16 protein-coding genes are annotated in these 21,181 nt (G+C 71.8%); 10 read left to right on the top strand and 6 right to left on the bottom strand.

From position 1 onward, the window contains the following. Window positions 1–224 precede the first annotated feature (224 nt). Window positions 225–3,230, bottom strand: coding sequence for a serine hydrolase (locus AB0C96_RS26750; protein WP_362920581.1), 3,006 nt, complete (start codon window positions 3,228–3,230; stop codon window positions 225–227). Window positions 3,231–3,470: 240 nt separating this feature from the next. Here AB0C96_RS26750 and AB0C96_RS26745 point away from each other — a divergent pair, with 240 nt between their 5' ends. The 3 genes from AB0C96_RS26745 (at window position 3,471) to AB0C96_RS26735 (ending at window position 5,774) form a co-directional block, all read left to right on the top strand. Next, on the top strand, window positions 3,471–4,232 hold the full coding sequence (locus AB0C96_RS26745; protein WP_362920579.1) for a GPP34 family phosphoprotein: 762 nt from the start codon (window positions 3,471–3,473) through the stop codon (window positions 4,230–4,232). A 266-nt stretch (window positions 4,233–4,498) separates the two neighbouring features. After that, the gene (locus tag AB0C96_RS26740) at window positions 4,499–5,365 is read left to right on the top strand and encodes a helix-turn-helix transcriptional regulator (protein ID WP_362920577.1); all 867 of its coding nucleotides are present in this window, start codon (window positions 4,499–4,501) and stop codon (window positions 5,363–5,365) included. Between the two features lie 199 nt (window positions 5,366–5,564). Next, window positions 5,565–5,774: a DUF397 domain-containing protein gene (locus AB0C96_RS26735; RefSeq protein ID WP_362920576.1), complete on the top strand. Its 210-nt coding sequence runs from the start codon at window positions 5,565–5,567 to the stop codon at window positions 5,772–5,774. Window positions 5,775–5,876: 102 nt separating this feature from the next. Here the strand turns inward: AB0C96_RS26735 and AB0C96_RS26730 are convergent, their stop codons facing one another. Next, on the bottom strand, window positions 5,877–6,767 hold the full coding sequence (locus AB0C96_RS26730; RefSeq protein ID WP_362920574.1) for a hypothetical protein: 891 nt from the start codon (window positions 6,765–6,767) through the stop codon (window positions 5,877–5,879). A 175-nt stretch (window positions 6,768–6,942) separates the two neighbouring features. On the opposite strand from AB0C96_RS26730, the gene AB0C96_RS26725 reads away from it, so the two are divergent. The 3 genes from AB0C96_RS26725 (at window position 6,943) to AB0C96_RS26715 (ending at window position 11,000) form a co-directional block, all read left to right on the top strand. Continuing rightward, complete coding sequence (locus tag AB0C96_RS26725; protein ID WP_362920572.1) at window positions 6,943–8,178, top strand: PLP-dependent aminotransferase family protein; 1,236 nt, start codon at window positions 6,943–6,945, stop codon at window positions 8,176–8,178. A gap of 171 nt (window positions 8,179–8,349) precedes the next feature. Beyond that, on the top strand, window positions 8,350–9,135 hold the full coding sequence (locus AB0C96_RS26720; RefSeq protein WP_362920681.1) for an SDR family oxidoreductase: 786 nt from the start codon (window positions 8,350–8,352) through the stop codon (window positions 9,133–9,135). Between the two features lie 326 nt (window positions 9,136–9,461). Beyond that, window positions 9,462–11,000, top strand: a complete 1,539-nt coding sequence (locus tag AB0C96_RS26715; RefSeq protein ID WP_362920571.1) for a sodium:solute symporter family protein — start codon at window positions 9,462–9,464, stop codon at window positions 10,998–11,000. Here AB0C96_RS26715 and AB0C96_RS26710 read toward each other — a convergent pair. Beyond that, complete coding sequence (locus AB0C96_RS26710; protein ID WP_362920569.1) at window positions 10,985–12,103, bottom strand: ADP-ribosylglycohydrolase family protein; 1,119 nt, start codon at window positions 12,101–12,103, stop codon at window positions 10,985–10,987. The genes AB0C96_RS26715 and AB0C96_RS26710 overlap by 16 nt on opposite strands. A gap of 291 nt (window positions 12,104–12,394) precedes the next feature. On the opposite strand from AB0C96_RS26710, the gene AB0C96_RS26705 reads away from it, so the two are divergent. Both AB0C96_RS26705 and AB0C96_RS26700 read left to right on the top strand, forming a co-directional pair. Continuing rightward, window positions 12,395–13,354, top strand: a complete 960-nt coding sequence (locus AB0C96_RS26705) for a D-2-hydroxyacid dehydrogenase family protein (protein WP_362920567.1) — start codon at window positions 12,395–12,397, stop codon at window positions 13,352–13,354. Window positions 13,355–13,433: 79 nt separating this feature from the next. Beyond that, complete coding sequence (locus AB0C96_RS26700) at window positions 13,434–13,688, top strand: hypothetical protein (RefSeq protein WP_362920565.1); 255 nt, start codon at window positions 13,434–13,436, stop codon at window positions 13,686–13,688. Between the two features lie 62 nt (window positions 13,689–13,750). On the opposite strand, the gene AB0C96_RS26695 is transcribed toward AB0C96_RS26700, so the two are convergent. The 3 genes from AB0C96_RS26695 to AB0C96_RS26685 form a co-directional block, all read right to left on the bottom strand. Further along, on the bottom strand, window positions 13,751–16,429 hold the full coding sequence (locus AB0C96_RS26695) for a bifunctional FO biosynthesis protein CofGH (protein WP_362920563.1): 2,679 nt from the start codon (window positions 16,427–16,429) through the stop codon (window positions 13,751–13,753). A 147-nt stretch (window positions 16,430–16,576) separates the two neighbouring features. Beyond that, window positions 16,577–16,981, bottom strand: coding sequence for a VOC family protein (locus AB0C96_RS26690; protein WP_362920561.1), 405 nt, complete (start codon window positions 16,979–16,981; stop codon window positions 16,577–16,579). A gap of 332 nt (window positions 16,982–17,313) precedes the next feature. Beyond that, complete coding sequence (locus AB0C96_RS26685; protein WP_362920559.1) at window positions 17,314–18,138, bottom strand: TIGR03619 family F420-dependent LLM class oxidoreductase; 825 nt, start codon at window positions 18,136–18,138, stop codon at window positions 17,314–17,316. Window positions 18,139–18,442: 304 nt separating this feature from the next. On the opposite strand from AB0C96_RS26685, the gene AB0C96_RS26680 reads away from it, so the two are divergent. Next, window positions 18,443–19,966 carry a CehA/McbA family metallohydrolase gene (locus AB0C96_RS26680; RefSeq protein ID WP_362920557.1) on the top strand — a complete coding sequence of 508 codons (1,524 nt, stop codon included), beginning with the start codon at window positions 18,443–18,445 and terminating at the stop codon, window positions 19,964–19,966. A 155-nt stretch (window positions 19,967–20,121) separates the two neighbouring features. After that, window positions 20,122–21,027, top strand: a complete 906-nt coding sequence (locus tag AB0C96_RS26675) for a zinc-binding dehydrogenase (protein ID WP_362920555.1) — start codon at window positions 20,122–20,124, stop codon at window positions 21,025–21,027. Window positions 21,028–21,181 lie beyond the last annotated feature (154 nt).

The following is a 21,181-nucleotide window of genomic DNA, read 5'->3' as shown; positions in this document are numbered from 1 at the left end:
CCGCGGACGGCGACGGCGGACGGGTGGGTCGGCTTCTGGATCTGCGCTACGTCGATGACGGGCTCCGGTCGCGCACGGGACGGACGGGCTTCGGGCGGATCACGAACGGACTTCGGGCGGCGGGGTGCGTACCGACGCGAGGTGCGTACCGACGCAGGCTACGGGCGGGACGTGGCAGCGGGGGCCCGACCCGGCGCATCCGCCGGCCCGGGCCCCCGGCACGCTCACCCCAGTCGGGTCAACTTCGCTCCGAAGGACGGCTCGCGGAGGTCCTTCTGGAGCGCCACCGGTACCTTCTGGGCGGTCTGGCCGCTGCCGACCGTCAGCACTCCGACCGTCGTCCCGGCCTTCGCCTCGTGCGGGACCTTCTTACCGCCGCCGATGCTCAACTTCAGCTTCTGGCCCGGGACTCCGACCGCCTTCAGGTCCTTGGTGGCGACGACGGGCGTCTGTCCGCCCAGGCCGTCGTCGACGTAGCCGACGACCTGGCCCTTCTTCACCGCCGTGGCCGAGGTCAGGGCGGTGCGTACGGCTGCGATGACCTTCTTGCTGTTGTTCTTGACCATGGTGAGGCTGTTGGAGCCGTCGGGGTCCAGGCCCTTGAAGTGCTGGTCCATCATCGTGCCGAGTATCAGGCGGTCCTTGCCGTCCACCGTCTTGTAGGCCGCCCAGGACAGCGTGCCGCCGGCCGCCGTGCTGGAGCCGGTCTTGATGCCCTTGATGCTCAGCCCGGCCAGCAGCAGGTCGTCGTTGTTGTTGTTGATCCGCTTCGGCACGCCCGGGATGTCGGCGTTGGGCATGGCGACGATCGGCCGGAAGGCGTCGAACTTCATGACGGCCTCGGCCAGCTTGAGCTGGTCGACGGCGGTGCTCACGGTCTTGGGGTCCAGGCCGCTGGGGTCGGTGTAGGTGGTGTTCTTCATGCCCAGGTCCTTGGCGGCGTCGTTCATCTTCTTGACGAACGCCCCCTCGTTGGCGGACTGGGCGTCCCAACGGGCCAGCAGCCGGGCGATGTTGTTGCCGGACGGGATCATCAGCATCTTGATCATGTCCTGCTGGCTGAACTTCTGCCCCGCCTGAAGCCCCTTGATCCGCGACTCGTCCCTGGAACCGCCCTCGGTCACCGCCTTGGCGTCGACCTCGACCTGCGGGCCCTTGTCGTCCTTCTTGAGCGGGTGGTCCCTGAGGATGACGTAGGCCGTCATGATCTTGGCGACGCTCGCGGTCGGCACCGGCTTCTGCTCGCCGAACGTGCCGATCTCGCCGGAGCCCACGACCGTGACCGCCGCCTGCCCGTGCTCGGGCCACGGGATGGAGAGCTTGCCGCCCTCGAAGGTGAACGAGGACTTGGCGTCGCCGAGGACGAGCGTCGGATTCGGCAGCGGACGCACCGACTGGACGACCACGAAGATGACCGCCAGCAGGATCGCCAGCGGGGTCCAGATCTTGATCCGGCGGGCGACGGTGCGCAGCGTGGTCTCGGGCGGCGGCGGGGTGTTGGTGAGCTTCGCCAGCAGGTCGAGCGGCGGCAGCGGCTCCTGCTTGGTCCGCTCCGACTCGGGCAGCGCGGCGGGCTGGGCGCCGGCCGTGGCACCGGTGGCCGCGGGCGGCATCGCACCGGGGCTGTCGGCGCGCCCGGGCGCCCCGGCCGACTTGGCGGGGGCGGCGGCGGCCTTGCCGGTCGCCTTGTCGGCAGCCTTGTCGGTCTCCTTGCCGGTCGCCTTCTCCCCGGTCGCCTTGTCCCCGGTCGCCTTGTCCCCGGTCGCCTTGTCAGTCGCCTTGCCGGCGTCCCGTTCCGCGGGCTTCTCGGCCAGCTTCTCGGCGGCCTTCTCCGCAGCCTTGTCGGCGGCCTTGTCGGTCGTACGGGAGGGGGTCTTGGGCGCCGTCTTGCCCAGCGACTTGCCCGCACTGCCGTTGTCCGCCGACTTCAGCGCCACGAACTGGCTGGTCCGCTCGGAGTCACGCTCGGGCGCCTCCTCGGCACCGGTCGCCTTCCCCGAGCCGGAACCCTTCGCGGCGCCGGACTCCTTGCCGCCGGGTTCCTTGCTGTCCGTCTCCTTGGCAGCGGAATCCTTGGCTCCGCTCTCCTTGGCGACAGCGGACGCTTCCGTGCCCTTGGACTCGCCCTTGCCCCCGTCCGTGCCCTTGGACTCGCCCTTGCCCCCGCCCTTCTCCGTGCCCTTGCCCTTGGCGGGCGGGGTGATCTTGAACGCGGTGGTCGCCTGGTCGACGGCCTCGGCCGAGGCACCCTTCCCCTTGGTCTTCGCAAGGGCGAACACACGGGTCGGCTCATCGACCGCCTCGTCAACCGCCGCGTCGTCGCCCTCGGGCTCGCCCTGGGCCGCACCGTCGCCGTCGGCGTCACCCTTGGCGGCGCTGTCGGCGGCGCTCTTGACAGCACCCTTGGCCTCGCCCTTGACGGCACCCTTGGCCTCGCCCTTGGCGACGCTCTTCTCCGCGACCGCCTCGGCAGGCTTGCCCTTCTGCCGCCCGACGGTCTTGAACACCGCGGTCGGCTGGTCGACGACCTCGGCCCCGGCATCCTTGTCGGCGTCGGACCCGGCCCCGGCATCCGCGTCGGCATCGGCATCGGCCGTGGCCGCCCGCGCCGGCTCGGACCCGCCCTTCGCCCCGCCGTTCGCCCGGCCCTTCGCTCCGGCCTTCGCCTCGCCCTTCACGTCCGCCGCGGCCGCCGGCTTTGCTGCTGCCTTTGCAGCGGCACCCTCATCAGCCCCGTCGGCACCCCCGGCAACAGCCTCATCCGCAGACTCGTCGGCCTCGGACGCCACGTCGTCAGCCGTGGACGCCACCTCGGCGCCCCCTGCGGAGCGTTCGCTCTCAGCCGCCTCGCCGGTCACGTCGGCCGCGGCGTCCTCGTCGCCCCCGTCGACGTCCCCGTCGACGTCCCCGTCGACGTCCTCGCCGGCGCCCCCGTCAGCGCCCCCGTCGCCCTTCTCCGCGGTCCGGGCAGCCGCGGCGCCCTGCGGGCGGCCCTTGCCCCCCTCGGCGCCCACGGCGCCCTCAGCGGCCTTCTGAGGCGCTTCAGCGGCCTCAGCAGGCTCGGGCTTCCCGGGCGCTTCGGAGTCCTCGGCCGCCTTCGCGGCCCCCGACTCCTTCGCCGGTCGATCCGGTTCCCCTCGGAAGGCGGACAGGCGCGGATCACGTTCGCTCCGCGCCGTCTCCCCCGACGACTGCTTCTTGTCCGACTTGTCGGGGGACTCGCCCGCCACCGATGTCTCCTTCATACGTCCCACTGCTGCCTGGCCCAGTGTTCCCAAGTGTCCTGTGTCCGCACAGCGCCGCCTCGCCGCCACGCGAACCGGGTACCTGCCGCACCCCACGGAAAGCTGTCGCCGACGTGCAAGACGAGAACGACATACCTACCGGTTCCCTATCGAACCCCCCACGCACCCTCGACAGATGAATGTGAGAGGGGTCACCCTGTCATTCATCCACGCGGGGAGGCATGGATGGGCAGGAGCCGCAGAACAATTCCGGAGGAGCTTCTGCTGCTCGCTTTGGACCCGACCACGGGCACCACAGCGCAGCCGCAGTCGCTCGACCTCGGCCTGGCCGGGGCCCAGCTAGTAGAGCTGGCTCTGGCAGGACGGATAGCCCCAGACGGGGATCGTATCGCCGTGGTGATGGCACGGCCGACAGGAGATCCAACTCTGGACTCCGCGCTCGAACTGCTGCGCCGACGCGGCAGTCCGGTGCGCGCGGTCCACTGGATCGGCGGGCCCCGACTGGGGCTGCGCCAGACGTACCTCACGCATCTCGAACGGTGCGGCATGGTGCATGCCGTGGCGGGTCAGATGTGCGGGGTGCTGCCGACGACGCGCTACCAAGCGACGGAGACGGCGATCAGCCGGGAAATCAGGGCCCGGCTGGACAACGCGATCCGCACCGGCGTACCCCCGGACCCGCGGACCGCGGCGCTCGCCGCGCTGGCCCATGCGGTCGGCCTCGGCAAGCACCTCTACCCAGGGAACGAGGGGCGGTCATCGCGCTCCCGTCTCCGGGATCTCATTCGACACGACCCGATGGGCGGGCTGGTCGCACACGCCGTCATGGACGTGCAGAACGGCGTCGCGGCCCAGCCCCGGCGGCCGCAGGCCGCCGGGGCGGGAGCCGTACGGCAACCGGCGTCGCATGCCACGGCGGACCCGGCCGGCGCGCCGAGCCAGTCGCGGCACGGCCACGGCAGGATGGCCCGAGTGGGCGCCCGCTGACGCCGTAAGGACGCCGCACGAGGTCCCGTATCCAACGGTGCAGCGCCACTTCCGCACCACCCGCACCACCGCCCCACCATCCCGTTCGGGAGCCGCAGCAAGGAGCGCGGGGCGGCGGTTCCGGCCGTTCTGGACGACGACCGGGACCGCCGCCCCGCGCAAATGCGCGCTCGCCTTCTGTGTGCGTTTCACTGCGCGGTGTCACCTCGGAGTGGCAGTCTGCTGACTGGAAACGACAGCAGTACGGAGCCGGAGGTGCACTTCCCGTGGCGTCCAGTGTCAATCCCACCGTCAGACGACGCCGCTTGGGCCAGGAGCTGCGCAGGCTCCGCGAGCTCAAGGGCATGACGGCGGAGGAGGTGGCCGAGAAACTGTTGGTCTCCCAGTCGAAGATCAGCAGACTGGAGAACGGCCGCCGCAGCATCAGCCAGCGCGATGTCCGCGATCTCTGCGCGGTCTACGAGGTCGAGGACCACCGGATGGTCGAATCGCTGATGCAGATGGCGAAGGACTCCCGCCAGCAGGGCTGGTGGCACGCCTTCGGCGACATCCCCTACAGCGTGTACATCGGTCTGGAGACCGAGGCGGCCTCGCTGCGGATCTACGAGTCCCTCCTGGTGCCCGGCCTGCTACAGACGCCCGGCTACGCCGAGGCGGTCATCCCCGGAACCGTCCCCGAGTTGGCGTCGGACCACCTGGAGAAGCGGATCCAGGTGCGGATGCGCCGCCAGGAGCGGGTCAACGACCCCGAGCGCCCGCTGCGACTGTGGGTGGTGCTGGACGAGAGCGCGCTGCGACGAGTGGTCGGCAGTCATCTGATCATGCGCGAACAGCTCGACCATCTCGTCGAGATGACCAATTTGCCGCATGTGACGGTGCAGGTACTTCCGTACCAGACCGGCGCGCACGCCGGAATGTCGGGAACGTTCTCCATTCTGGAATTCGACGACGACTCGGATTCCAGCGTGGTGTACATCGAGGGCGTCACCAGCGACCTCTACCTGGAGAAGACGAATGATGTGCACAAATACACGATCATGTACGAGCACTTGCGGGCACAGGCACTGAGCGCGGAGGCCAGCCGGGAGTTCATCGCCGATGCGGCGAAATCCCACGCGGACGCCGTGAGGTGAGGCGTCGAGCCGGGAGGAAATGGGGCGGAATCTAGTATTCCGGATAACGGGTTCGCACGGTACACCTGCCCCTACTTCCTTGAAAAGAGATCAAGGAATATGCCATTCGGACGGGTGAACGGCCTCTGCGGCTGGTGATGTTGGCGCGTAGCGTCGTCACTACCGAATCCGCGGTAACCCAGAGTGAGCAGGAGCGAACATGGCCGTGCAGCCCAATTCCGCATTCTCCTGGACCAAGTCCTCGTACTCCGGCGGCAACGGCGCCTGCGTCGAATTCGCCGTACCCACCACCACAGCCATCGCGGTGCGCGACTCCAAGGACCCCGAGGGGCCGCGCCTCACGTTCGACAACTCCTCCTGGAGGCGCTTCGTGTCGGACGTCGCCGACGGCGCGTTCGACGTGGCGTGACCTGACGCGTCACGATCCGCATTCCGCAGATACGAGCCCTCTCGACTGGATCGCCGTCCCGGCCGAGGGGGCTCGGCCATGCCCACTCCCCGTTACCGGAATTCAGCGCAATTCGGCCACATACCGATCCGTCCCGGGGACGGTCGGCAGGAACGGCGCCATGAGCTCCACCCGTCCCAGCCCGGACTCCGCGACCTCCTCCCCCAGGCCGGCGAAGTGCGCCGCCCAGTCGTCGCGCGGATCGCGCTCAAGGAACCACAGCAGGGTCAGCCGGGTGTCGACGCCCTCGACCTGCTTCACATACGCCATCCGGTCCCCCGGCAGCGGCGTCGGCCGGAAGACCGTGACCATCGCCGCCGGTGAGCCGGCCAGCCGCCGCGGCAGGTGCCGGGTGCGCAGCCAGCGAAGCAGTTCGGCCCGCCGCTGCGGACCGTCCGCGTCGATCACCTCCAGCACCAGTCCGGCGTAGGGATGGTCCAGCGCGTGGAAGTCGCGGGGGCCCGCGGCACCGTCCCGGTAGACGGTCGCCAGATGGTCCTGGAAGGCCGTGAAGACGTGTGTGCGGCCCTGGTGGACCCGGCCGTCCCGGTTGAGGCGCCGGTTGATGCCGACGGTCCACTTCATGTGCTCGTCGTAGCGGCCCTCGGTGAGCCAGTAGGTGGAGAGGTAGCAGCCGGCCGTGACCGGCTGGGCGACGGCGGACTGCTCCGGGTAGCGCAGCAGTTGGAGTTCGCGGGTGGCCACCCAGCGGCGGCCGGCGAACATCCAGGGCATCGCCATGGCGCCGGCGATGTAGTGGTCGTCCTCGTACCAGCGGTTGTAGGCGTGTTCATGGCCCGGATGCGGTTCGACCATGGTGATCAGCGCGTGCCCGGGGCGCACCCCGTAGGGGCCGACGGCGGCCAGTTCGGCGTATGCGGCGACGTTGGTGTCGACGTTGGTGTCGACGACGGAGGGGGCGTCCTGTGGCGTTCCTTCGCGGTCTGCGGTCATGACGGACAGGTGTAGCTGACGATCCATCAGAAGGCGAGGGGTGCCGCGGGGCGTCCGGACCGCGGGGGCGTTCACCATGCGGGCACCCCTGCACACCGGGCGCCGCCCCGGCTACCCTCCATGCCACCTGTGGCTAACGACGGTTAACCGCAGGTCATGAGTGAGGGGAGACACCATGCCGGACGCGCGCCACGCCGACACCCACGCCCACACCCACGCCCCCGTACCCGAACTCGCCGCACGGGCGGCGCGGACCGGCAGCTCGCCCGTACGGGACATCCTGGCGCTCACCGCCCGCCCCGAGGTCATCTCGTTCGCCGGCGGGCTGCCCGCGCCCGAGCTCTTCGACGCGGCGGGGGTGGCCGAGGCCTTCCGGTACGTGCTGGCCGAACAGCCCCGGCGGGCGCTCCAGTACTCCACGAGTGAGGGCGATCCGGCGCTGCGGACGGCCGTCGCGGCGCGGCTGACCGGGCGCGGGCTGCCCACCGACGCCGACGACCTCCTGGTGACCACCGGCTCCCAGCAGGGCCTGTCGCTGCTGGCCACCGCCCTGTTGGAGCCGGGCGACACGGTGCTGGTCGAGGACCCCTGCTACCTCGCGGCGCTACAGATCTTCTCGCTCGCCGGCGCCCGGGTGGTGCCGGTGCCCACCGACGACGGCGGCCTGGACCCGGCGGCGCTGGACGAGATCGCCGCGCGCGAGCGCCCCAAGCTGCTCTACGTCATACCGACGTTCCAGAACCCGACCGGCCGCACGCTGTCCCCCGAGCGGCGGGCCGCGGTCGCCGAGGTCGCCGCCCGGCGCGGCCTGTGGATCGCCGAGGACGACCCATACGGGGAGCTGCGCTTCGAGGGCGAGCCGGCGCCGTGGGTCGCCGCCTTCCCCGGGGCAGGGGACCGTACGGCGCTGCTCGGCTCGTTCTCCAAGGTGATGGCGCCCGGGCTGCGGTTGGGGACGCTGCGGGCGCCGGCCGCGCTGCGGCGTGCCTGCGTCATCGCCAAGCAGGCCGCCGATCTGCACACCTCGACCGTCGACCAGGCGGCCGCGGCGCGCTACCTGACGGTCTCGGACCTGGACGCCCATCTGGCGCGGGTGCGCGACGCCTACCGCGAGCGGCGGGACGCGCTGGTCGACGGGCTGGCCGCGGCGCTCCCCGAGGGCTCGCGGTGGAACCGTCCGGCGGGCGGCATGTTCGTCTGGGCGACGCTGCCCGAGGGGTACGACGCGACGGCGCTGCTGCCCGAGGTCGTCCGGCATGACGTCGCCTACGTTCCCGGCGCGCCGTTCTTCGCCGGGACGCCGGATCCGGCCGCCGCCCGGCTGTCGTTCGTGACGCACCCTCCGGAGGAGATCCGCGAGGGCCTGGGCCGGCTGCGCACGGCGCTGGAGGGCGCGCGTCGGCAGGGGTGAGCGCGGGAGGGTCTGCGTGTGCCGTCGACCAGCCCCGACCGCACCGCCCGCTCCCGAACCGTCGACGAACCGTCGACCGGCGTCGACGACCGCTCCCGGCTCTGGCCTTCCCGGGCCGCCGGACCTACCCTGACGGATCGTCAGTTAGTGCCGGTGGCCCGGGAGGCGGACATGCTGCTGCGGAAGAAGACCGTCGTCGTCTCGGGCGTGGGCGCCGGGCTCGGCCACCAGGTCGCGGCGGCCTGCGTGCGCGACGGCGCCTCGGTGGTCCTGGGAGCCCGCACGGAGGCGAACCTCGCGACGACCGCCGCACGGATCGACCCTTCGGGCGAGCGGACCGCCTGGCGGGCGACCGACATCGCCGACGAGGCGCAGTGCGAGGCGCTGGCCGCGCTGGCCGTGGAGCGGTTCGGCGGGATCGACGCGGTGATCCACGTCGCCGCGCTGGACTCGCTCTTCGGCGGCCTCCGGGACGCCGACTTCGACTCCTGGCGCGGCGTCGTGGACGTCAACCTCTTCGGCACGCTGCGGATGACCCGGGCCTGCCTGCCGTCACTGACCGCGCGCGGCGGCGGTTCGGTGGTGATGATCGGCACCCAGTCGTCGGTGGCCGCACCCTCGCAGGTGCAGCAGGCGGCGTATGCGGCGTCCAAGGGCGGGCTGGTCTCGGCGATGTACTCGCTGGCGCGCGAGCTGGGGCCGGACCGCATACGGGTCAACACCGTGCAACCGGGCTGGATGTGGGGCCCGCCGGTCGAGGCGTATGTGCGCTTCCAGGCGCACACCGAAGGCGTACCGGAGTCCGAGGCGCTCGCCCGGCTGACCGGGCGGATGGCGCTGCCCGAACTGGCGACGGACGCCGATGTGGCCGAGACCGCGGTCTTCCTGGCCTCCGACCGGGCGCGCGCCATCACCGGTCAGTCACTGCTGGTCAATGCGGGAGAGCTGATGCGGTAGCAGCCGCTCCTCGTTCTCTCGACCGACTCCGGCCGCACGGGATCCCGCTCCCGTGCGGCCGATGTGCGTACGGGCCGACGCCCGGCGAAGTATGGGTTCATCGTGTGCGCGGCCGCCGGACCGGGACAATGCCCGCGATAGCCAAGGGAAGGCAAAATCGTCCGCCTTGCTGATCGGTATTCATATCCATGACCATCGATGGTCTTGACCGGTCCACCGGACGGGCGGTTCAATCCCCGAAGTCCCCACTCCCGCAAGGGGATACCGCCCCACAGAACGTCACGGCGAAGTGGCGCACGTTCACAAGGCGGACCCCTGGAGGGGGCATGGACAGTCTCGACTGGGCCGTACTCATCGGCTACTTCGGCGTGATGGTGGCGATCGGCGTGTGGTCGCACAAGCGGGTGGACGACGTCGGCGACTTCTTCACCGCGGGCGGCAGGATGCCGTGGTGGCTGTCCGGCATCTCCCACCACATGTCCGGCTACAGCGCCGTGATGTTCACCGGCTACGCCGGCATCGCCTACCAGTACGGCATCACCTCCTACGTCACCTGGTCCTTCCCGATCGCGATCGGCATCGCCATCGGCGCCCGGCTGTTCGCCGGTCGGCTCAACCGGCTGCGGTCGCGGCTCGGCGTCGCCTCACCGCTCGAGTACCTCAAGAGCCGCTACAACCTGCCCACGCAGCAGGCGCTCGCCTGGTCCGGCGTACTGCTGAAGATCGTGGACGTGGGCGCCAAGTGGGCCGCCATCGCCACCCTGTTGTCCGTCTTCACCGGTATCTCGCTCAACCAGGGCATCCTGATCACGGGCCTGATCACCGGCGTCTACTGCACGGTCGGCGGGCTGTGGGCGGACGCCCTCACCGAGCTGGGGCAGTTCGTCATCCAACTGCTGGCCGGCGTCGCGATGTTGGCCACCGTCCTGGGCGAACTGGGTGGTATCAGCGCGCTGTGGACGGTGTGGGACAAGCTGCCGGACCACCACGCCCGGCCGACGGTCGGCCCGTACACCCTGACCTTCCTGCTGGCCTACCTCTTCATCAAGACCTTCGAGTACAGCGGTGGCATGTGGAACCAGGCGCAGCGCTTCATGGCCACCGGCAGCGCCCGGGAGGCCCGGCGCTCGGCGGGACTCTCCGCGGCCCTGTGGTTCGTCTGGCCCGCGGTGCTCTTCTTCCCCATGTGGGCGGCGCCGCTGCTGGTCACGGCGGAGAAGCCGGACGCGTCCGACGCCTACGCCCTGCTGACCGAACGGCTGTTGCCGCACGGGCTGCTGGGCCTGGTCGTCGTCGGCTTCTTCTCCCACACGATGGCGATGTGCTCCTCGGACGCCAACGCCGTCGCCGCGGTGTTCACCCGGGACATCGCACCCGCGCTGTCGGCGAGGGCGCGCGACTGGTCGCACCGGTCCGGGCTGCTGGCCGCGCGGCTGTCGACGGTCGCCTTCCTGGGGCTGTCGATGGCGATAGCGACCCAGGTCGACTCGCCCGCGTTCAAGGACATCATCACCGTCGTCATCACGTGGGTGGCCGGACTGGTCGGGCCCATCTCGATCCCGTTCCTGCTCGGGATGCTGCGGGCGTTCCGCAGGTCCGGGCCGACCGCGGCGCTGGGCTCCTGGGCGGCCGGTCTGTTCGCCTTCTGGCTGACCGACTACGGCCTGGGCGACGTCCGGCTCCAGATCCAGATCGTCTCGCCGGTCGCCACCTCCCTCGTGCTCTACGTCCTGCTCGGCCTGGTGCGGCCGGAGGACACCGCGGAACGGGACGCGGTGCTGGCGCGGATCAACTCGGACGACGACGGGGACGGCGCGGGGGCGGGGGCGGCGGCGGGGATTCCGGGGCCCTACGCCCGCGGGTAGCGGGCGAGCCAGCCCGAGGACGAGCCGGCCGGGCCGTGCAGCGCGGCGCCCTGCGTCATCTCCATCGCGAAGTCGTCGGCCAGTTGCAGGATCGTGGGCCGGCCCTCCAGCTCGACCAGCCACACCGGCGGCAGCGCCGTCTCGCCGTGCAGGGTGCCCAGCAGGTTGCCGCAGATCGAGCCGGTGGAGTCGCTGTCGCCGCCGTGGTTCACGGCGAGCAGCAGACCGTGCCGGACGTCCTCGGCGACCAGCGCGCAGTACACGCCGATCGACAGCGCCTCCTCGGCCGTCCACCCCTCGCCCAGCGACTCCACCCGGGCCGGCGTCGGCATGCCCTGCCGTACGGCGCCGAGCGCGCGCTTGAGGGCGTCGGAGGTCTCCTCGTGGCCGGGCCGGGTGGACAGATGGGCCAGCGCCTTCTGTACGGCGCTGTCGAGGTCGTCACCACGGGCCAGCGCATGGTTGATCACCGCGAAGGCGCCGGCCGCCAGATAGCCGGTGGGGTGGCCGTGCGTCTGCGCCGCGCACTCGGCGGCGAGCTGGAAGACCAGCTGCGGCTCCCAGCCGACCAGCAGGCCGAACGGCGCGGAGCGCATCACCGCGCCGCACCCCTTCGAGTCGGGGTTCTTGGGGGCGTCGAGGGTACCCATCACCTCGTCGCCGAGTCCGTTCAGACAGGCCCGGCCGGGTGCGCGGCGGGAGTAGAGCCACTCCTCGCGGGCCAGCCAGCCATCCTCCTCCTTGCGCTCGTCCGGGCCCCAGTCGTGCTGGGTGGCGGCCCAGCGCAGGTAGGCGCGGTGGACGTCGGTGGGCGGGTGCCAGGCGCCGGTGTCCCGGCGGACCTGGGCGCGGATCAGTCCGTCCACGGTGAACAGGGTCATCTGGGTGTCGTCGGTGACCGCCCCGCGCCGCCCGTAGGCGGGCACGAAGTCCGTCACGCCCTCCTGGCCGTGCGCCGCCCGGATCGCATCGAGGGAGTCGAACTCGATCCCGGCCCCGAGGGCGTCGCCGATGGCGCCGCCGAGCAGACAGCCGCGTACCCGGCTGCGGAAGTCCTGCTGTTCCGCACGCCCCCAGATGGCGCCGCCGCCCGCCGCGCTCATGTCGGGACCTCGCTCCGCTCGGCCCCGCTTGCGCCCGGCGCGCAGTCGTGCATGGCTCGCTCACTGCGCTCGCTCACTGCGCCTCCCGAAGCTCACACCGGTCCAGGGCCTTGCGGAGCCCTTCGCGCAGCACTGTAATCGACCAGGATTGATCAGTTTCCAGCCAGGTGAGTATGCGAATAGTCGCTGGCAAGGCGGCTTTTGGGCGGTACGGTCCGGTAGCGTCCGGCCCCGACCACGGGCCGTGGCTGCATGCCCACCTGCCGTCCGCCCCACCCCGGGAGAACCCGCATGACACCGCGCTGCGCCGTACTCGACGACTACCAGGGCGTGGCCCTCTCGATGGCCGACTGGGCCGCCCTGGACGGCGCCGTGGACGTCCGCACGCTGTCGGAGCCGCTCCGTTCCGAGGACGAGGTGGTCGCGGCGATCGGCGACTGCGAGATCGTCGTCGCGATGCGCGAGCGCACCCCGTTCCCCGCCTCGCTGCTGGCCAGGCTGCCCCGCCTCCGGCTGCTGATCACCTCCGGCATGCGCAACGCCGCCATCGATCTGCCGGCCGCGGCCCGGCACGGCGTCACGGTCTGTGGAACGGCAGGCAACACCGAGCCGCCGGTCGAACTCACCTGGGCCCTGATCCTCGGCCTGGCCCGCAACGTCGCGACCGAGAGCGCCGCGATGCGGACCGGCGGCCCGTGGCAGAGCACGCTCGGTGCCGATCTGCACGGCCGCACGCTCGGCCTGCTCGGCCTGGGCAAGATCGGCACCCGGGTCGCCCGGATCGGCCAGGCCTTCGGCATGGACGTGGTCGCCTGGAGCCGGAACCTGACCGCCGCACGGGCCGCGGAGGTGGGCGTGCGCGCCACCGCGACCAAGGAAGAGCTCCTGGAGAACAGCGACGTCGTCTCCGTCCACCTCGTCCTCGGCGACCGCACCCGCGGTCTGCTCGGCGCCGCGGAACTGCGCCGGATGCGGCCCACCGGCTACCTGGTCAACGCCTCCCGCGCCGCCATCGTCGACCAGGACGCGCTGCTCCGGGCGCTCCGCGAGAACTGGATCGCCGGCGCCGGGCTGGACGTCTTCGAGCAGGAGCCGCTGCCCGCCGACCACCCCCTGCGCACCCTGCCGAACGTCCTCGCCCTCCCGCACCTCGGCTATGTCACCCGCCGCAACTACGAGGGCTACTTCCAGCAGGCCGTCGAGGACATCACCGCGTTCCTGGCGGGCAACCCGGTGCGGATACTTGTCTGAGCACGCAGAGCGGACACCCGATCACCAGGAGTGCAACCGTTCGATGATGGCAGGGGCGCACGCTGGGCATGCTCTCCCCATGTCCGAGTACGAGTGGGATCGCACCACCATGGCCGTCGTTGCCTCCGCGCTCTCCGGGGACAGCGACGGCGCGGTGGAACTCCTCCGGCCGCTCCCCCAGAGCGATGTCTGCCACATCGCGGTACGGCTCGCCGCCATGGCCGCCGACGCACTGATCGTCGCCGCACAGGACAGCGGGGGCGACCGCGAGGAGGCGCTGTCGCAGTGGCAGCAGTGCATCCTCCAGCACGAGTCCGAGTACGAGGAGGAGTAGCGGCCCGCGCCCCCTCGCTCCCGCGCCCCGCTCCCCCGTACCCGCCGCTCAAATACGCGCCGCTAGTCGACCACCGGCAGCAGCTCCGGCAGATGCCCGTCCGAGGCGAGGGCGGCGGCCCGGCGCTCCTCGGGGACCGGGCCGTAGGTCGTCGTCCGGGGGCGGGCCGGACGACCCGCCTGGTCGGCGATGGCGATCAGATCCCGGATGGAGCGGTAGGAGCCGTAACTCGACCCCGCCATCCGGGAGATGGTCTCCTCCATCAGGGTGCCCCCCAGGTCGTTGGCGCCCGAGCGGAGCATCGCGGCGGCCCCGTCCGCGCCCAGTTTGACCCAGCTGGTCTGGATATTGGTGATGTGCGGGTGGAGCAGCAGCCGGGCCATGGCCGTCACCGCGCGGTTGTCGCGGGTGGTGGGGCCGGGGCGGGCGATCCCGGCGAGGTAGACCGGGGCGTTGGTGTGGATGAATGGCAGGGTGACGAACTCGGTGAAGCCGCCGGTCTCCTGCTGGATCTCGGCCAGCAGCCGGAGGTGGCCGAGCCAGTGGTGCGGCTGGTCGACATGGCCGTACATCATCGTCGAGGACGAGCGGATGCCCAGCTCATGGGCGGTCTTGATGACCTCGACCCAGGTGGCGGTGGGGAGCTTGCCCTTGGTGAGGATCCAGCGCACCTCGTCGTCGAGGATCTCCGCGGCCGTACCGGGAATGCTGTCCAGCCCCGCCGCCTTCGCCTCCGTGAGCCACTCGCGGATCGACAGCCCGGTGCGCGTCGCGCCATTGACGACCTCCATGGGCGAGAAGGCGTGCACATGCATCCCGGGGACCCGCTCCTTCACCGCGCGGGCGATGTCGAAGTACGCCGTGCCGGGCAGGTCGGGGTGGATGCCGCCCTGCATGCAGACCTCCACCGCGCCCACCTCCCAGGCCTGTTGGGCGCGGTCGGCGACCTGGGAGAGGGAGAGGGTGTAGGCGTCGGCGTCCGTACGGCGCTGGGCGAAGGCGCAGAACCGGCAGCCGGTGTAGCAGACGTTGGTGAAGTTGATGTTCCTGGTGACGATGTAGGTGACGTCGTCGCCGACGGTGTCCCGGCGCAGCTCGTCGGCGATCGTGCACAGCGCGTCCAGGGCGGGGCCGTCGGCGTGCAGCAGCGCCAGCGCCTGGGCGTCGGTCAGCCTGGTCGGGTCGTCGGCGGCCTGCGACAGTGCCTGCCGTAGGTCGGCTTCCAGCCGCTCTCCCCGCCGCCCGTCGCCGGCGGCGGGCCCGGCCGCCATCACCGGCGCGGCGGCCTCGCGCAGCGCCGCCCAGTCGCCGTAGACCTCGTCGAAGTCGTCCCGGCGGTCACCGCTGCGGCCTTCGGTGTCGATGGTGCGGTGCAGGTCCGTACGGCCCGAGGAGCTGAGGGTGAAGCCCCCGTCGGGCTCCTGCCAGGGGCGGCCCACCACGGGGGCGTCCTCGACGGCCAGGCAGGTCTCCGGGTCGGCGAGCGCCCGGACGTGCGGCAGCAGCCGGGGGTCCAGCCACGGTTCGCCGCGCTGGAGGAACTCCGGGTAGATGGGCAGCCGTTCGCGCAGTGCGAAGCCGGCGGCGGTGCAGCGCTCGGTCAGCTCGTCGATCTGCGGCCAGGGCCGCTCGGGGTTGACGTGGTCGACGGTCAGCGGCGACACCCCGCCCCAGTCGTCGATCCCGGCGGCGATGAGCAGCTCGTACTCGCCGTCGACCAGGTTGGGCGGCGCCTGGAGCCGGGTCGAGGGGCCCATGATGTGCCGGGCCACCGCGATCGTCGCGGCCAGCTCCTCCAGTTCGGCGTCCGGCATGCCCCGCATCGCCGTGTCCGGCTTGGCGCGGAAGTTCTGCATGATCAGCTCTTGGATGCCGTGGTAGGCGCGCTGGATCCGGCGCAGCGCGAACAGCGACTCGGCCCGCTCCTGGTACGTCTCCCCGATGCCGATCAGCAGCCCGCTGGTGAACGGGACGTTGGAGCGGCCGGCGTCCTCCAGGACGCGCAGCCGCACGGCCGGCTCCTTGTCGGGCGAGCCGTGGTGCGGGCCGCCGGGCTCGCTCCACAGGCGCTCGGCGGTCGTCTCCAGCATCATCCCCAGGGAGGGGGCCACCGGCTTGAGGCGCTGGAAGTCCGTCCACGACATCACGCCGGGGTTGAGGTGGGGCAGCAGCCCGGTCTCCTCCAGGACGCGGATGGCCATGGCGCGCAGGTACGAGATGGTGTCGTCGTAGCCGTGCGCGGCCAGCCACTCGCGGGCCTCGGGCCAGCGGTCCTCGGGCTTGTCCCCCAGGGTGAACAGGGCTTCCTTGCAGCCCGATTCGGCCCCCCGCCGCGCGATGTCCAGCACCTCGTCGGGCGACAGGAACATTCCGTGGCCGGCCCGGCGCAGCTTGCCGGGGACGGTGACGAAGGTGCAGTAGTGGCACTTGTCCCGGCACAGGCGCGTCAGCGGGATGAACACGCTCTTGGAGTACGTGATGACGCCGGGGCGGCCGGCGGCCTCCAGGCCGGCGTCCCGCACCCGCCCCGCGGAGGCGCACAGGTCCTTGAGGTCCTCGCCACGGGCCTGAAGCAGCACCGCGGCCTCGCCGACGTCCAGCGCCACGCCGTCGCGGGCCCGCTTGAGCGCGCGCCGCATCGCGTTCGCGGTGGGCCGGGCCGGGGAGGCGGACGGGGTGCCTGGATCGCGGTCGGCCCCTCGATCGGATGCCTGGTCAGGTCCCTGCGCGCTGGAAGTCATTCTCCGAGCATACGAGCGCCCACCGACAGCGCCGCCGCCGGAACGGGGGCGGCCGATGTGCCGCTGATCACGGCACATCGAGGTTCCGCCGGCCCCCTGCGGGGGCATGTCCCCGCGGCGGCTCACGGCATGCCGTTCGGCCGGAGCTCACCCCATACCGGCGAGCAGTTCCTCGGAGTACGTACGGGTCAGGAACTCCATGTTGTGGCCGTCCGGGTCGTTTATGTAGAGGCCGCGGCCGCCGTCGTGGGTGTTGTACTGCTGCGGCCGGGTGTGCACCGGGTCGGCCCAATAGGGCAGCTCGCGCTCCTTGATCCGCCCCAGGATCGCGTCGAACTCGTCCTCGCTCACCAGGAACGCGTAGTGCGTGGGAACGAACTCCCGGCCCCCGGCGACGTGCTCCGCGTAGTCGAGGGTCACCCCGTTGTCCATCTTCAGGGCCGCGAACGGGCCGTACGCCTTCGGCTCGGGCGCGTCCAACAGGTCGGCCAGGAAGCGGGCGGAGGCGAAGCGGTCGGTGGCGTGCACGATCGTGTGGTCGAGACTGGGCATGGGACCTCCTTGGTCTCCGTACGGTCTCCGTAGATGTCCGTCACCTTCGACGCTACGACTACGCGGACCGGCGGCGGATCGGTCTGCGGTACCGACCCGGGCCGATGGGCCGTACACCGATGGACCTAGGGCCGGTCGGCGCGGCAGTCCTGACACGGGTCGTGACACAGCAGGAACGATGCGCTCCGGTCCGTCACCGGCGAGGCCGGTGGGGCGGCCGGTACCGGGCCCGTGGCGTGCGGGGCGGGCCCGGTCCGAGCTCGGTCCGGGCCCGTGGCGGTCCCGGTCATCGCGGAACTGCTCAGAGGTACTGCTCAGATCAGAGGCGCTGCTCAGAGGTACTGCGCGAAGTCGTCCAGCGTCCGCAGCACCTCCGCATCCTCGGCCGACGGCAGCTGGAGGACGACCTCCTCCAGGCCCAGCTCGCGGTAGTGGGCCAGCTTCCCGGGTGAGGGCCTGACCGCGTACGGCACCACCACGGGCTCGCCCGGCCGCCCGGCCTCCGACCAGGCCCGGCGCAGCACCGGGAGGGTCTCGGTCAGGCCCCGCCCGCCGATCGGCAGCCAGCCGTCGGCGTACGCGGCGATCTGCCCGAAGAGCTTGGGGCCGGCCGCGCCCCCCAGCAGGATGCGCGGCGCGCCGTGGAGCGGTTTGGGGTGGGCGAGGGAGGCACGTACGGACCCGAACGCACCGTGGTAGGCGGTCGGTTCGTCGGCCCACAGGGCACGCATCAGGGCCACCCGGTCCCGGGTCAGCTCGCGTCGGGTCGACCACTCCACCCCGTGGTCGGCGGCCTCTTCGACGTTCCACCCGTAGCCGATGCCGAGCGTGAAGCGGCCGCCGGAGAGGAAATCGAGGGTGGCGATCTGCTTGGCGAGGTCGACCGGGTCGTGCTGGGCGACGAGGGTGATGCCGGTGCCCAGTGCGAGGCGCTCGGTGACGGCGGCGGCCTGGCCGAGCGCGATGAACGGGTCGAGGGTGCGGCCGTACTCGCGGGGCAGCGGCTCGCCCATGGGGGCGGGGCTCTCCCGGCTGGCGGGGATGTGGGTGTGCTCGGGGAGGTAGAGACCGGCGAATCCTCGCCGTTCCAGCTCACGGGCCAGCCGGTCCGGCCGGATCGTCTCGTCGGTCAGGAAGATCGTGGTGGCGATGCGCACTGTGGATACCTCCGTCACGCGGGTGGGTGAGCGAATGTTGCCTTACCGCCCGACGACTATCCACAGGCCTTTCCCCCGCCGTCACGGCCGCGTACAACAGTCTTCACGCGGCGCAACGAGCCGGCCGCGCAGCGGCATCGGACGGGATGACACAGGCACGGGCACGGGACAGCACGACAGGGCACGGGACGGCACGGCAGGGCACGGGACGGCACGGCAGGACAGGAGCCGGGCCGAGACGAGCGGGGACCACATAGCCGGGACGGCATGAGCCGGGACGGCACGAGACAGCGCGGGGGCTGCGATGGAACGACGCGACGTTCTGAAACTTTCGGCGGTTGCGGGGGCGACCGGCGCGCTTACGCTCGGACGTGTGAGCTTCGCCGACGCGGCGCCGACGGCCGGGCGGTCCGGGGGTGGGCCCGGCGAGCAGACCCGCCGGGTGACTGGCCATCTACCCACCGGAGCACCGGACTTCGTCTATCTGCCGGTCGAAGTGCCCCACGGAGTGAGGGAGATCGCGGTCTCCTACGCCTATGACCGGCCCACCGTCCCGGACGGCACGGTCGGCAACGCCTGCGACATCGGCATCTTCGACGAGCGGGGCACCGCCCTCGGCGGGGCCGGCTTCCGCGGCTGGTCGGGCGGCGCACGCACGGAGTTCTTCCTGCGGGCCGACGACGCCACCCCCGGCTACCTCCCGGGCCCCGTCAACGCGGGCACCTGGCACATCGCCCTCGGCCCGTACACGGTCGCGCCGCAGGGCCTGTCCTACGAGGTCACCGTCACCCTGCGGTTCGGCGCCCCGGGACGGACCCCGGCGCCCGTGCACCCGCCCGAGCGGGCCCGGGGCCGCGGCCGCGCCTGGTACCGCGGTGACAGCCATCTGCACTCGGTCCACTCCGACGGCAAGCGCACCCCCGCCCAGATCGCGGCGCTGGCCCGGACCGCCGGGCTGGACTTCATCAACACCTCCGAGCACAACACCACCTCCTCCCACCGCGCCTGGGAGGGGCTGTGGGGTGACGACCTGCTGATCCTCACCGGCGAGGAAGTCACCACCCGCAACGGGCACGTGGTGGCGATGGGCACCGACCCCGAGACCTTCATCGACTGGCGCTACCGGGCCCGCGACAACGCCTTCGGCAGGTACGCGCGCGCCATCCGGCGGGCCGGCGGCCTGGTCATCCCGGCGCATCCGCACGCCACCTGCATCGGCTGCAACTGGAAGTTCGGATTGAACGAAGCGGACGCGGTGGAGGTCTGGAACGGCCCGTACACCCCCGACGACGAAGTCACCCTCGCCGAGTGGGACAACACCCTGGTCGCGCACATCCGCGGCCGGACCGACTGGCTGCCGGCCGTCGGGCACAGCGACGCCCATCGCGACCCGGACGTCGTCGGCCTGCCGCAGACCGTGGTGCTCGCCGACGACCTCTCCCGGCGGGCGCTTCAGGACGGCATCCGGGCGGGCCAGGTGTGGATCGCCGAGTCCTCGAAGGTCGACCTGTCCTTCTCGGTCACGGGTGAGCGCGGCGAACACGCCGGGATCGGCGAGCGCCTGGAGGTCTCCGGAGCGGCGAAGGTCACCGCCCGCCTCACGGTCTCCGGCGTCCCCGGGTGCACGGTCTCCTTCCTCACCGACCAGGGGCGCCTGTACTCGTCCCCGCTGCCGCCCTCCGGTGAGGGCACCGTCAGCTGGCAGACCACACCCGACTACGCCGCCTACATCCGCGCGGAGGTCCGCCACCCCGCCGCCACCCCCGGCCTCCCCGGCCCCATGGCGGCCATGACCAATCCGGTCTTCGTGGGGCACCGGACGACCTGAGGAGCGCAGCGACAGCCACAGCCAGGAATACCTCGGGGGCGGAATGCCCGGGGGCCGAAACGGCCAGGGAGCCGAAATAATCGGAGGCAGCCACCGGTTATCCCCGGTGGTGCTGCTCACGCCGCGCCATCCGTAGCGCTTCCAGGAGGATTCCGATGCGTGCTCTCGTTGTCGATCATTCCGCGCCCGGCCGGCTCGCCCTCGGGGAGGTCGCCGACCCCGTACCCGGCCCCGACGAGGTCCTGGTGAGGATCCAAGCGGTCTCGCTGAACTACGGCGAACTGCCCAAGTCCGACGATGCCGTCGAGGGCACGGTCCCGGGCTGGGACGCCGCCGGGGTGGTCGAACGGGCCGCCGCCAGCGGCCGCGGGCCCCGACCCGGCGACCGCGTCATCACCTTGGGCCGGAACGGCGGTTGGGCGGAGCTGCGGGCCGTGCCCGTCGAGGAACTCGCCGTGCTGCCCGACACGGTGGACTTCACCACGGCCGCCGCGCTGCCGGTGGCGGGCCTGACGGCGCTGCGCGCGCTGCGCACCGCGGGGGTGCGCCCCGGGCAGCGCGTCGCGATCACCGGCGCGTCCGGCGGTGTGGGGCGGTTCGCCGTCCAGCTCGCGCATCAGGCGGGCGCCGAGGTGTACGCGTTCGTCGGCAGCGCGGCGCGCGGTGCCGGCCTGACCGCGCTGGGTGCGGACCATGTGCTGACCGCTCCGGCCGACCTCGACGAGGCGGTGGACGTGGTGCTGGACAACGTCGGGGGATCGCTCCTCGCGGAGCTGCTGGAGCGGACCGCCCCCGACGGCACGATCCTCTCGATCGGCGCCGCCTCGGGCCGGCCGACCTCGATCCAGCCGTACCAACTCGTCCTCAACCGGCTGACGTTGATCGGCATTCAGTCCGTCGGTGACACCGGCGCCGACCTGTCCCATCTCGTGCGCCTGGTCGCCGAGGGCCGCCTTGCGGCGAGCGTGGACCGGGTGGCGGACTGGGAGGCGGCCGGCGAGACCGCCAACGCCCTCCTGAACCGCGAGGTACGGGGCAAGGCGGTCCTGACGATCGACTGAGGAGCCCCGCGACGAGCGGGGCGCCGAGCCGCGCCCGTCGGCCTGCTCCTCCCCCCCAGGGCCGGTCTCGACCGGGTCAGGACCTCGCCGCGGAAGAGGGCGGGACTGCCGCGCTGCACGACCAGCATGATCGCGGCGCCCAGGAGGAGCCGGC

The sequence above is a fragment of the Streptomyces sp. NPDC048506 genome, assembly GCF_040651315.1.
GTDB lineage: Bacteria > Actinomycetota > Actinomycetes > Streptomycetales > Streptomycetaceae > Streptomyces.
This window is presented reverse-complemented; position numbering and strand designations above follow the sequence as displayed.